Here is a 14,409-nt window from a genome sequence, read left to right as displayed (position 1 = left end):
ATGAACCTTAGATTGCCCTTATATTGTTACTTGTTTTTGACAATTAACGTTCTTTTTGCCCAAAACGGGCAGCAGTTACCCCCTTGGGAAGAGGGCATGTTAGATATTCATCATATCAATACCGGTAGGGGCGATGCAGCTTTCTCAATTTTACCTGATGGCACTACCCTTTTAATAGATGCCGGCGATATGTCAGAAACCCGTGCCAGAACACTGTCGGCACGAAATGCCAATCTTGTACCCAACCGCTCAAGGTCCGCTATGGCGTGGGTCGTCGACTATATCGAACAATTTTCACCAAAAAGCAATAAAAGCCAATTAGATTATGCCATGATTACCCATTACCATGACGATCATTTTGGTGAGATGGATGCGGAACGAGAATTTATATCTAAGGGAAACTATGCCCTCACTGGCTTGGTCGAAGTGGGGCATCATTTGCCCATAAAGACCATAATAGACCGGGGAAGCTCTTTTCCGATTGACCTAAAGAACCCAAAAATACAGTCCGAACTAAGTAAAGATGATGAGTTCGGAATGATTTCTTCTTTGACAAATTATTGGAATTTTATCGAGTACCACTCAAAAACTTCTGGTATCGAACACGAAGAGCTAATTGCCGGAAAGCTGAACCAAATAAAGTTAAAAACATCACCTGAAAAATTTCCCGATTTTAGCATTCGAAATATTGCCGTCAACGGACAGGTATGGACGGGCAAAAACGACAGCACTTATCCCCTTTTTTCCGAAGGGGAATATCCAGGGGAAAACCCGTTGAGTACGTGTATCAAAATCTCTTACGGCGCCTTTGATTATTTCACTGGGGGAGATATCAGTGGTGTCGGACCTTTTGGGGCATCTGACATCAACTCTTTAGAATCGAACGTCGCACCGGTTATTGGGTCGGTTGATGTTGCCACGTTGAACCACCATGGCAATCGTGATTCTCAAAACGTCGAGTATGTTCGAACCCTCAGACCTAGGGTATGGATTCAGCAAAACTGGTCTTCAGACCACCCTGGGGAAGAGGTATTGCGACGAATTACTTCTAAAGCTTTATATCCGGGAGACCGAGATCTATTTTCAACCGTAATGCTTCAACCACTAAAAGAGGTCATCGGAGAGCGTTTGAACCAATACAAAAGTCAAAATGGCCACATAGTCGTTAGGGTTGCCAAAAAAGGAAAAAGTTACGAAGTATTTATATTGAACGATTCGACCACAAGTCGAGAAATTATTGCGAAGCACGGACCTTATGAAGCACGATGATCCTAAAAAAATAGCACTCAATAAACGTACCGAAGGCGATATAAATTTTACACCCGAAAGAGAAAAATGGTTGAATGAAAACGTTGATCCAGAAACCAAAAAACTTTTAGAAAAAGATGCGAAATTCTTTCTGCATCAATCGCTATCAACCCCATGTTTAGATGTACTCAAAAACTGCGAAGGGCCCTATATCCAAAATATTGACGGAAAGAAGTATCTTGATTTTCATGGTAACAATGTGCATCAATTAGGGTTTTCACACCCTAAATTGGTTCAAAAATTGACCGGGCAATTACAATCACTTACGTTCTCAACACGTAGGTATACTAATGAAAATGCTATCAACTTTGCTGAAAAATTGGCTTCCCTTCTTCCCTCAGACTTAAATCGAACCTTAATGACCCCCAATGGCAGTTCTGCTATTGGTATCGCCCTTAAATTGGCAAGGGCCGTAACCGGAAAATTCAAAGTGGTCTCTTTTTGGGATTCTTTTCATGGCGCATCGCTTGACGCCATCGGTGTGGGTGGAGAAGCTGTTTTCAGGGAATATATGGGTCCGTTAATGCCCGGGGTAGAGCGAATTCCGCCACCTGTATCTTACCGAGGTATCTTTGAAGGTGACGAAAATAAATGCCTAGAACATTTGGAGTATGTTTTTGCGAAAGAAGGTGATATCGGGGCATTTTTGGCCGAGACTATCAGAAATACAGATGTTCAAATACCCTCCAAAAAATTCTGGCAAGAAGCACGAGCGCTATGCGATAGGTATGGTGTACTATTGATTCTTGATGAAATACCGATTGCATTGGGCAGAACGGGCAAGATGTTCGCCTTTGAGCATTTTGAAATCGAACCCGATATTCTTTGTTTAGGGAAAGGCCTTGGCGGAGGCATTTTTCCACAAGCAGCAATGGTCACAAGAGATGATTACAACCGTTTCGGCGATATCTCTTTGGGGCACTACACTCATGAGAAGAGTCCGCTAGGTGCTTTGGCCGCCTTAAGTACCATAGAAATTATTGAAGAGGAAAACCTATTGGAAAAAACTCAGGAAGATGCCAAGTTCATGTCTAACGAGCTTTTAAAACTTCAAAGTAAATACGGCGTAATCGGTGATGTTCGTGGGGCAGGCCTCCTTTGGGGCATAGAACTCGTGAAAGACAGAAGCACCAAAGAAAAAGCAATTCTTGAGGCTGAAAAGGTCATGTACCATTGTTTAAAACACGGACTAAGCTTCAAGGTTTCCGCGGGCAACGTATTGCAACTGTCCCCAGCTTTGACCATTTCTAAAAAAGAACTACGGAAAGCTATTGAGATTATTGACAATGCACTAGAACAACTATAATTCAAACTATACCAAAAATGAACAAAAAGATTACTCTTTTATTATTGCTGTTTGCGGTTTGTATACAGGCCCAAAAAACGGCAACGGAATTTGTAGTGCATCCATTTTTACAAGATGCAACTCCCCATTCTATTATCATCAAATGGGAAACCTCCAATGGAGAGCAAAGCGTGGTGGAATACGGCACAACACCCAAGCTGGGCAAAAAGTCTGAAGGATTTTCCTATGACATCAATTTTAGTGATTCACGGGTACACGAGGTTAAAATTGAGGGTCTAAAACGATTTACGGTTTATTATTACCGCGTTCGTACGGGCAAACTGGTTTCCGATATATTTCAATTTAAAACACCCCCTTTCGGCAGCGATAATCAATCTTTCAACATGCTTGCTATGAGCGACATGCAGATTGACGGTCAACATCCTGATAAGTTTTCAGAGATAGTAAACGATGGCATTCTTCCTTATTTAAAAAAAGAATATGGTAAGGATGTTGCTGAAAATTTGGCCTTGGTGATGATCCCCGGTGATCTGGTTTCAGACGGCACTAATTATACCCACTGGAACGACCACTTTTTTAGACCTTCAAAAAATTTGTTTTCCGAAATACCTGTCTATCCCGTTTTAGGCAATCACGAAAAAAACACCACTTACTATTTCAAGTACTTCAGTCTTCCTGAAAATGGCACGCCTGCCTACGCCGAGCATTGGTGGTACAAAGATTATGGCAATACCCGAATTATCGGCCTTGATTCCAATGAAGGTTTCCGAAATATTCAAAAACAATATGATTGGTTGAAAGAGGTGCTGGAAGACACCGAGAAGAACGCCGATATCGATTTTGTGTTCGCTCAACTTCACCATCCGCATAAATCTGAATTATGGATTCCCGGGGAGGAAGAATCTACCGGAAAAGTGGTTAAAATGTTAGAAGAATTTACCACAAAAACGGGCAAACCAAGTCTACATTTCTTTGGGCATACACACGGTTATTCTCGCGGTCAATCGAAAGACCACAAACACCTATGGGTGAATGTGGCCAGTGCCGGTGGCGCAATTGACAATTGGGGCGAATTCGAAGGTAGAGATTATGACGAGTTTACCGTAACCCAAGATGAATATGGTTTTGTAATGGTAGAGGTCGATGCCTCTCAAGAAGGGCCGAAGTTCACTTTAAAAAGAATTAGTAGGGGCAATGAGAATGTTTTTCGAGAAAACGAAAAGACCGACGAAATTACGGTATACGCCAAAGACCGAAAGCCCAATACTCCAGAAACGGTTTCCACTGATGCTACCATCCCTTTTACAGGCACTGTCTTAAAGGCCAAGGCATTTAGCAGTTCGCACGAGGGCGCTTATCATGCAGCTTCCCATTGGCAAATATCAACCAAAAACGATTTCTCAAAACTTGTACTTGACAGCTGGAAACAATCTGAAAATTGGTATTATCTTGAAAATAGGCAGAAAGATGACGACCTTACAGACGAACCTAGCAAACGTCTTTCCCCTTCGACAACCTACTATTGGCGCGTGCGCTACAGAGACCAAAACCTGAATTGGAGCGAATGGTCAGAAACCGGAACTTTTAAAACCTCTTCAAAATGAAAAAAATAGAACTTTTGTTTTTGTTTATTTTGGTTACGAACCTTATTGTGGCTCAAGATAAACCTAAAGTGGTATTGATAACTTTAGATGGATTAAGGTGGCAAGAACTTTTCTCTGGAGCTGACCCTCTTTTGGTCGCCAACAAAGACTTCGTACACGACACCACTGCCTTGAAAAATCAATTTTGGAAAGAAACAAAGAAAGCTAGACGGGAAGCTTTAATGCCGTTTCTATGGAACGAGGTAGCTAAAATAGGCCGATTGCACGGGAATCGAGCGCTAGGCAGCAAAGTTGACCTGACCAACAAAATGTGGTTTTCTTACCCAGGATACAATGAAATTTTGACCGGCCATGCCGATGACGAACGAATAACCAGCAACGATAAATTAAACAACCCCAACACTACCCTGCTCGAAATTGCAAACCATGATAAAAGGTACAAAGGCAAGGTTGCCGCTTTCGGAAGTTGGGATGTGTTCCCATATATCGTAAACGAAGAGCGTTCGGGAGTACCTGTAAACGCAGGTTTCGAGGTTGCAGCGGGAGCTAACCTTTCTGAGCGCGAAAAGTTTTTGAACGAATTACAGCCGAAAGTGCCCAGCCCCTGGGGTACGGTGCGCCTAGATGCCTTTACACATCATTATGCCCTGGAGTATATGAAAAAAGAGCATCCTGAACTGGTATATATCGCCTATGGGGAAACTGATGATTTTGCCCACGATGGCGAATATGATGCCTATCTAAAATCGGCAAAAAATACCGATGCAATGATTGAAGAGTTGTGGCGCTACACCCAACAAGATTCATTTTATAAAGACAACACGCTATTTATCATCACCACCGACCACGGTCGTGGTACTCAACCTCTTGAAACTTGGAAAAGTCATGGAGAAAAAATAAAAGGTGCAGGTGCGGTTTGGATGATTTTGTTCGGAAAAGGCGTATCCCCTCAAGGTGAAAGTGCACAGAATGAACAGCTGTACAGCAATCAAATTGCGCCTACGGTACTGAAAGCTTTTGATCTTCAAGACAGCTCTAAAAAAATGAAAGGTAAACCGTTAAACATCTTAATAGAATAACGCTCTTTTTCGTAATGATTACTTCACTTTCAATTAACCCGAATACAAGCTCTAAAGCCGATTTTTGACCTAATTATTTGAGTTAGTCTAGTTTGAGTTAGTTTTAAAACCGGTGTTGATTCTACGCCGGTTTTGTCTTTTAGCATAAATACAAAGCGCCTACAAACTACATGCTTCACAAAGTTGATGATTAACTAACAATTAATTAATCAAGGGTTTACGACTAGGTAAACTTAATTTTGCAAAATTTGGTATACCGTATTTTCTGCATATGAAGCTAATTGTAGTTTACGTTTCAACCCTGTTGGTCAACTTCTTCATCTCACGACTTAGAAGCTACTTTTCGCCCCTCAAATTCAAGAAAATAAAAACCTCCAGATTTCATTCCGCTACATGAAAAAAAGACCCGTTGACATTGTGGTCATTTCCGATGTGCACTTAGGTACATACGGGTGCCACGCTAAAGAATTAATCAAGTATTTGAAGTCGATCAAACCAAAACAAGTGGTATTGAACGGTGATATTATCGACATCTGGCAGTTTAGCAAACGTTATTGGCCTAAATCACACATGAAGGTTATCAAGATTATTATGGAGTGGATCGCCAAAGGGGTTAAAGTACACTACGTTACAGGAAACCATGATGAAATGCTGCGAAAATTTGTTGGTTTTCAATTGGGATCGTTCAGTATCGTGAACAAATTGGTCTTGACCGTACACGGTAAAAAAGCTTGGATTTTTCACGGCGACGTGTTCGATGTCACCATGCAGCACTCGAAGTGGTTGGCCAAACTTGGCGCTGTCGGTTATGACACCCTAATTTTATTGAATAGGGGTGTCAATTTCTGCTATAAAAAGTTGGGTCGCGGACCGGTTTCAATGTCTAAAAAGATTAAAAACGGAGTGAAATCCGCTGTGAAATTCATCAATAATTTTGAGCACACCGCAGCTGAAATTGCTATAGAGAACGAATTCGACTATGTTATCTGCGGCCATATTCACCAGCCCGAAATAAAAACCATTAGAACAGATAATGGTGCCGTGAAATATCTCAATTCAGGGGATTGGATCGAAAACCTTACCTCGTTGGAATACTCAAAAGGTCAATGGAAACTGTATCATTATGAAGAAGATTCGCAACTGAAGATCTACGAAGACACCGACATCAACGACCCTATTGAAATGCTCGAAAAGAGGGCGCTTTTCGAGAGTTTACTGGCCGAATTCAACAGTATGTCAGCTTCAAGGGCCAACAAGTAACAATCAAAAAATTGCTTAAAGATGAAAGTGCTATATGCGATACAAGGTACGGGCAATGGTCATTTAAGTAGGGCTAGAGACGTTATACCTGCCCTTCAAAAAAAGAATATCGAACTCGATTTACTGGTCAGTGGTACACAGGCCGATATACAAATTCCGTATCCGGTTAAATTTCAACTTCGTGGTTGGAGCTTTATTTTCGGTAAAAAAGGTGGGGTCGATATGTGGCGAACCTATGTACGCACAAACTCGTCAAGACTTCAGAAAGAAATAAGAAGTATTCCTGTTCAAGACTACGACCTGGTCATCAACGATTTTGAACCTGTATCTGCTTGGGCTTGCAAGTTAAGACATCGACAGTGTGTTTCTCTGAGCCATCAAGCAGCAGTTTTGGCACCCAATGCCCCAAAGCCTAAAAAAACCGACCCCTTGGGTAGGCTTATACTCTCCAAATATGCGCCCACGACAACTCAGTATGGCTTCCACTTTAAAAAGTACGACGATAAGATCTATACGCCTATTATTCGACAAGAAATAAGAGATACGACAAGAACCATAGGCAATCACTATACGGTGTATCTGCCCTCTTATAGCGACGAAAAGATTCTTCAGGTCTTATCAAGCATCAAAAATTGCTATTGGGAGGTATTCTCAAAACACAACGACACTAAATTTTTCTGGAAAAACATTACGATCAGGCCTATCGATAATGGGGCATTTATCAACAGTATGGCGAGCAGTAAGGGGGTTTTATGCGGTGCGGGTTTTGAGACCCCGGCCGAGGCCCTGCATATGCAAAAAAAACTGATGGTCATACCTATGAAAGGCCAATATGAGCAACAGTGTAATGCTGCAGCTTTAAAAGAAATGGGGGTTCCGGTAATAAAGTCGTTGAAAATGAAACATGTAGACAAAATCAGGAATTGGATCGACAGCGAAAATCATTTAGATATTCATTACCCAGATATTACAGAACAGATTATTGACCAAGTACTTCAAGAGGCCAAAATTGGACAAATAGGTGAATTCTCGTAATGCCAAACGATAATAAACCTTCACATAAAGATTTGAAAGCTTTGGATTTTTCTTCGGATTTTATCTGGGGGGTCTCCACAGCCGCATATCAAATTGAAGGTGCGTATTCTGAAGAGGGAAAAGGTACATCTATTTGGGACCAATTCGTTTTAAAAAAGGGAAACATATACGCCGGTCAACATGGTAGGGTCGCATGTGATTTTTATCATCGCTACAAAGAAGATATTCTTCTTATGAAAGCGATGAACATAAAGAATTTTAGATTCTCGTTGTCATGGACAAGAATATTACCCAATGGAACAGGTGAAATAAACAGTCACGGACTAGAATTTTACGACCGAGTAATTGACTTTTGCCTCGAATGTGGTATCACTCCTTGGGTAACCCTCTACCATTGGGACCTACCCCAAGCTCTTGAAGAAAAGGGAGGTTGGACCAATAGGGAAGTGTTGAATTGGTTCGAGAATTATGCCCTGGTATGTGCAAAACATTTCGGTGACCGTGTAAAAAACTGGATGGTTCTTAATGAACCTATGGTGTTTACAGGTGCCGGCTATTTTTTAGGGGTTCATGCCCCGGGTCGTAAAGGTCTCAAGAATTTCTTACCGGCCGTTCATCATGCTACTTTATGCCAGGCCATTGGCGGCAAAGTACTCAGAAAAATAGTTTCGGAAGCACATATCGGAACCACCTTTTCCTGTTCACAGATAACACCTTTTTCTAAAAGTTCAAGAAATATTAGAGCTGCAGAAAAGGCCGATGCGCTTCTTAACCGTCTTTTTATTGAACCATCTCTTGGGCTCGGGTACCCAACTGAAAGCGTTTCGATCTTAAAAAGAATCGAGAAGTATATTCAACCCGGCGACATCGAAAAAAGTGTGTTCGATTTTGATTTCATAGGTATTCAAAACTATACCCGAGAAGTAGTTAAACATAGCTTCACCGTGCCCTATTTAAGGGCTAAAATTGTGAAAGCAACCGAACGTAATGTTCAGACTACTTTAATGGATTGGGAGGTTTACCCCCCAAGTATCTATGAAATGATCTCTAAATTCGATGCTTACGAGGGAGTGCAAAAAATTATCGTTACCGAAAATGGATCGGCGTTTGAAGATTATTTAGAAAATGGTAAAGTCGTTGATGTTGAACGCACCCAATTTCTGCAGAATTATTTAAAGCAAGTTCAAAGAGCTAAATCTGACGGGCATAATATTGCAGGTTATTTTGTTTGGACGTTCACGGACAATTTCGAATGGGCCGAAGGTTATCACCCTAGATTTGGTTTGGTTCATATAAATTTTGAGACCCAAAAAAGAACTATAAAATCATCAGGTAAGTGGTATTCTCAATTTTTAAGGCCTACCGTTGCCCTTACCGATTCCGAGAATTTCAGTAGGGAGTTTTGAGATATCTTAAGAAAACCACTGAATAAAATAGAGTTGAACAAATTTACCTTGTTTCCACAGAAAATTGGCACGAGTTATTTTGATAATATTACGATGACATTTAGTTAATATTCAAACAATCATTTGTGCCGATTTTTGCGACATCATAATTTGAGTTAGCAAAGTTTGAGTTAGTTTATGAAACCGGTGTCGCTCTCGTCGCCGGTTTCTTGCTTTTTTACTTTTGCCTAAATTTGAAACCAAATACCTACCTAAAACTAAAATGAAAAAGCTTCTTCTAATTTCCGGCCTGTTTTTTAGCATTCAACTATTATTTGCTCAAGATTCGACATCCTATAAAGTACACTCGCATAACGACTACCTACAGAATGTACCTTTTTGGAAAGCTTTTTCGGCGGGAGCCAATTCTGTTGAAGCTGATTTGTTTTTAGTAAACGACTCCCTATTTGTAGCCCATACCCAAGCCGAAATTGAAAAACACCGGGATTTTGAACGCCTTTACCTACAACCCATTCGAAAAACTATTGAATCCGGAGGTGGATTCGACACCCCTTTTCAACTTTTGGTAGATATTAAATCGGAAGCAAAGCCCACTTTGGAAAAGTTGATTGCCGTATTGAACAGCTATCCTGAAATAACGACCAACAAAAATTTATCCATTGTTATTTCAGGAAATAGGCCCGAACCAAAGAACTATGTGAACTACCCTGGTTTTATCCGTTTCGATTATCAAAGTGTTCAGCCCATTGAAGACCAAAAAATAATGGACAAGATTGCCTTGGTAAGTTTAAGCTTTAAACAAGTGACCGCGTGGAACGGAAAAGGAAGATTGACTGCTGGCGATTTGGAAAAAGTTACCACTGTGATTGAAAAAGCGCATAGACTAGGCAAACCATTTCGTTTTTGGGCCACGCCAGACTCCAAAACAGCCTGGAAGGCCTTGGCCCATTTAGGTGTAGACTTTATCAACACTGATATGCCGTTTGAATGTGTGACCTATATGTCAACCTTACCAGAAAGGGAATATCAAAATCAAGTTTTCTCCGAAGTTTACAAACCAAGTTTTGCCTCTGATCAGAAAAAATCAAAAGTCGAGAACGTGATTTTAATGATTGGCGATGGAAACGGACTTACCCAAATTTCGGCAACGGTCTTAGCGAACAATGGTGAAACCACCTTGACCCAATTAAAAAGTATCGGATTTTTAAAAACACAGTCTGCTGATGACTTTACAACCGATTCCGCTGGGGCGGGTACCGCTTTAGCTACAGGTCACAAAGCACCCAATAGGGCCATAGGAATGACCGCTGACGGAAAAGTAGAAAACATCACTGAACTCTTATCTAAAAAAAGCTTTGTATCGGGCATAATTACTACTGACGAAATTTCCGGTGCAACGCCATCTTCATTTTACGCCCATCAAATAGACCGATCCCTTTCAGAAGGCATTCGCCAAGATTTGGAAAAGAGCCATATTGCCGTTATTGCCACCACAAACCGAAGCGAAAGTTTTAAAGGTTCAAAGTATACCCTTTTTGAATCACTCGAAGAACTGGCTTCTTCCACGCGAAATAACATAGGTTTTCTTATGGGGAAGTTCGATGATCAAGAAAAGAAAGAACTTGCAATTACAACGAAACACACTTTAAATTACCTAAAGAATACCAAAAAACCATTTTTCTTAATGGTAGAAGGAGCAAAAATAGACTCCTATGGCCATACTAATGAAATTGACGGAGTTATCAATGAAGGAATTGGTTTCGATCAAGCCATTGCCGAAGCCTTGAAATTTGCCGATAAGAATAAAAATACTCTGGTAGTCATCACTGCAGATCATGAAACAGGTGGCCTTACCATACCGCAAGGCAAAATGGACATGCATGAGATTGAGGGAGATTTTACCACTCATGACCATACGGCGGTCATGGTGCCCATCTTTGCTTATGGTCCACAATCTCAATTGTTTCAAGGTGTATACGAAAACAATGAAGTGTTTCACAAAATTTTAGAAGCGCTGGATGTTCAGCCCTAACAATTTTTTCTAAAAAATGTTCTTTTTTAGAAGAAGGTATTTTTTTCTTTTGCAAATGTTTTATCAGGTTTCATTTATATCAAAATCTCAATACTCTCGCTTACAACTGTTTGAAAAAAACACCTAACATTAAAATAATACTACCTCTTAAAACCAAACATTTTGGTAAAATAAGTATGACTTTTCTCTAACTTCCTCACCTTTCACTTCAATTACTTTTGCTCCTTCCTAAAAAGAAATGTCTCCCAGACACTTTTTTATCAAAAAACAACTAAAAGAAACTTAAAATTCAATGAAGATTTTTATTATTGTATTAATTATGTTAATGTTTAATTAACAATTACTTAATCTATTCTTAAAATAACTAACTCTAAACCACACTAATATGAAAAACAGCAAGTTATTATTTTTACTCTTTGGGCTTCTATTTGCCTCCGCAACCTGGGCCCAAACCGTTGTTACCGGAACGGTAACCGATGAACAGAACTTACCTCTGGCAGGGGCCACTGTTCTTGTAAAGGGCACCACCAATGGTACATCTACAGACTTTGATGGTAATTTCAGTATTGAGGCCAATATTAATTCAGACATACTTGAAGTTTCCTATATCGGTTTCTCACCTTTAGAGGTCACTATTAATGGACAGACCACTCTTAACGTTCAGCTAAAAGAAGATGCTACCCAATTAGAAGATGTAGTGGTAGTAGGCTACGGTACCCAAAAAAAATCAGATGTTACGGGCTCTATTGCCTCTGTTAAAAGCGAAGATTTTAACCAAGGGGTGGTCGCCAACCCGGGCCAATTGCTTCAAGGAAAGGTATCGGGTGTTAACATTACCAACGTTAGTGGTGAACCAGGAGCATCTCAGAACGTAATTATTCGTGGTGTAGGTAGTCTTCGTTCTGGCACCGCGCCTTTATATGTCATCGATGGCTTTGTGATCAGTAACAATGATATCGGCATGGGTTCAAGCCCATTGAACTTTATCAACCCACAGGATATAGCATCCATGGATGTTCTAAAGGATGCCTCGGCTACTGCTATCTATGGTGCACGTGCTGCAAATGGAGTGATTATGATTACCACAAAAAAAGGACAAGCCGGAAAATCAGAAATAAACCTTTCAGTTTCCACGGCCATGTCTTCCATTGCTAAGAAATTAGACTTGTTCACCGCAGATGAATTTAGACAACAGGTTGTAGCTGCCGGAGGAACTTTAGATGATCAAGGTGGCAATACCGATTGGCAAGATGAATTGACCCGCACCGGAATCACCAAAAACGTGAATCTATCGATGAGCGGCGGGGTTAGTGAAAAATTCTCCTATTTTGTATCAGGAGGGGTTCAAGACCAACAAGGTATTTTTTATAATAGCGATTTGAAAAGATACTCCGGAAGGGTAAAACTAAATCAAAAGGCCTTTGACAATAGATTGAATATCGATTTTAACCTGACCGCATCGAAGACTATAAACGAAAGACCTGACATTGGTTCAACAATTGTTGACATGATTCAGTTAAACCCTACCTCCCCCGCCTACGATGCTAATGGCAACATTACCGTTTTAGAAGGCGCGAGCGGTTTAATCTTAAACCCTTTGCAACGAAATGATATTTATTTAGATGAAGCCCGCAGTAACCGAATTCTAGCCAACATATCACCATCTGTAGAAATTATAAAGGGCTTGACTTATAAGGCCAACCTTGGTGTAGACTATTCCCTTACCAATAGAGATATTCAAAGTAAACCATATACCTTAGGCGAAGGGCTTTTTGCGGGTACCTTAAATACCATTTCTACAGAAAACAGTAATTTTTTGATAGAAAACACCCTAAACTACAAATTAGAATCTGGCAATCATGCACTCACTTTATTGGCCGGCCATTCATACCAAGAGACCAAATTTGAAAGAAAAGACATCGATTTTCAAGGAGGTTTTGCCAATAACGGCATTGAGCCTCGCCATCAAGACCAGTCAAGTACAGAGGTTACAGCCACTACAATAGCGTCTACCGCTGTTATTGATGAGCTTCAGTCTTACTTTGGAAGATTAAACTATGCCTATGCGGATAAATATTTGTTCACCGGAACCTTACGTGCAGATGGCTCCTCAAGGTTTGGCGCCAATAACAAATATGGCTATTTCCCTTCCGTTGCCTTGGGTTGGAATATCTACAAGGAAAACTTTTTGGAAGATAGTAATGTATTTAGCAACCTAAAATTACGTGCTTCTTGGGGGCAAACAGGTAACCAGAACGGCATTGCCAGCAAAGCGAGCTATGCTAGTTATAACGATTCTAGAAGCGATAACGACACCTACCCTTTAGATGGTAATGAGAACACTTTGGATGATTATCCATACGGTACGATTGCCGTTAGAACGGCCAACCCTGACTTAAAATGGGAAGTGGTCACACAAACCAACATAGGTCTTGATTTTGGTTTCTTGAATGGCAGTCTAACGGGAACCTTAGATTATTTCAACAAAGTTACCAATGATGTTATTTTGTTCGCCACTACTCCAGACCCTGTCAATCCAACGGAGAAGTATTGGACCAACTTCCCCGATATGAAAGTAATAAATAATGGGTATGAAGTAGCTTTGGACTATAGAGGTAGTGCCGGTGAAGATTTCACCTATAATATAGGCGGCAATGTTTCTTTCATTGATAATGAAGTGGAAGGGTCTATTTATTCTGTAATCACTTCAGGTGCCGCTCAAGGATCGGGTCAAACAGATGCAACCATTAACGGGTACATTAACGGCGAACCTATTGGAGCCTTTTATATGAAAGACTTTATAGGAATTGGAGCTGATGGCCGAAATCAATTTAGAGACCTGGTGGAAGATGGAGTTTCCTTGGACAATGACCGTTTTGTACCTGGCACTGCCCTACCAGATCTATTGTACGCTTTCTATTTGAATTTTAACTACAAGAATTTTGATCTTGGTTTTAATTTCAATGGAGTTTCCGGCAACAAAATATTCAACCACACTGCCATGTCATTGTACAATAAGGGGCAATTGGCGAACAATTTGAACACAACTGATTTTGCAATACAATACCCCAGTGAAATACTAACGAATTCAAATGATGTATCTACAAGATACTTGGAAGATGGTAGCTTTCTAAGGTTGAACAATGCCAGTCTTGGGTATAATCTTGATCCAGCGGTTATTGGTCTTAGAGATTTGGTAAACAATATTAGATTTAGCCTTACCGGGCAAAACCTGTTTACTATTACAGACTATTCTGGTTACGACCCAGAAGTTAATACCGGAAGCGAAATCGATCAAATTCAAACATTTGGTATCGATAGGTTTAGGTATCCGTCCGCAAGAACTTACCTGTTCGGTTTAAACGTATCATTCTAATTA

General features: G+C 40.5%; 9 protein-coding genes. All 9 read left to right on the top strand.

Annotated features, from left to right (window positions below):
- The 9 genes from IV512_RS05435 (at position 1) to IV512_RS05395 (ending at position 14,406) form a co-directional block, all read left to right on the top strand.
- Positions 1–1,269: a ComEC/Rec2 family competence protein gene (locus IV512_RS05435; protein ID WP_209401397.1), complete on the top strand. Its 1,269-nt coding sequence runs from the start codon at positions 1–3 to the stop codon at positions 1,267–1,269.
- Positions 1,256–2,614, top strand: a complete 1,359-nt coding sequence (locus IV512_RS05430) for an aspartate aminotransferase family protein (protein ID WP_209401395.1) — start codon at positions 1,256–1,258, stop codon at positions 2,612–2,614. The genes IV512_RS05435 and IV512_RS05430 overlap by 14 nt, the downstream gene beginning before the upstream one ends.
- Positions 2,615–2,631: 17 nt before the next feature.
- Entirely contained in the window at positions 2,632–4,218 is a 1,587-nt protein-coding gene (locus IV512_RS05425) for a fibronectin type III domain-containing protein (protein WP_209401393.1), read from the top strand.
- Positions 4,215–5,297, top strand: coding sequence for a sulfatase-like hydrolase/transferase (locus IV512_RS05420; RefSeq protein ID WP_209401391.1), 1,083 nt, complete (start codon positions 4,215–4,217; stop codon positions 5,295–5,297). Before IV512_RS05425 ends, IV512_RS05420 begins: the two co-directional genes overlap by 4 nt.
- A 393-nt stretch (positions 5,298–5,690) precedes the next feature.
- Positions 5,691–6,557, top strand: a complete 867-nt coding sequence (locus tag IV512_RS05415; protein WP_209401389.1) for a UDP-2,3-diacylglucosamine diphosphatase — start codon at positions 5,691–5,693, stop codon at positions 6,555–6,557.
- A 21-nt stretch (positions 6,558–6,578) separates the two neighbouring features.
- Positions 6,579–7,592, top strand: coding sequence for a glycosyltransferase family protein (locus IV512_RS05410; RefSeq protein ID WP_209401387.1), 1,014 nt, complete (start codon positions 6,579–6,581; stop codon positions 7,590–7,592).
- Positions 7,592–8,998, top strand: coding sequence for a GH1 family beta-glucosidase (locus IV512_RS05405; RefSeq protein WP_209401385.1), 1,407 nt, complete (start codon positions 7,592–7,594; stop codon positions 8,996–8,998). The genes IV512_RS05410 and IV512_RS05405 overlap by 1 nt, the downstream gene beginning before the upstream one ends.
- 262 nt (positions 8,999–9,260) lie before the next feature.
- On the top strand, positions 9,261–11,030 hold the full coding sequence (locus IV512_RS05400) for an alkaline phosphatase (protein ID WP_209401383.1): 1,770 nt from the start codon (positions 9,261–9,263) through the stop codon (positions 11,028–11,030).
- Between the two features lie 385 nt (positions 11,031–11,415).
- Entirely contained in the window at positions 11,416–14,406 is a 2,991-nt protein-coding gene (locus tag IV512_RS05395) for a TonB-dependent receptor (RefSeq protein ID WP_209401381.1), read from the top strand.
- Positions 14,407–14,409: the final 3 nt, after the last annotated feature.

The sequence above is a fragment of the Pseudozobellia sp. WGM2 genome (assembly GCF_017810075.1).
GTDB lineage: Bacteria > Bacteroidota > Bacteroidia > Flavobacteriales > Flavobacteriaceae > JADNYK01.
The sequence above is the reverse complement of the archived record's forward strand: the minus strand, read 5'-3'. Positions and strand labels throughout refer to the sequence as shown.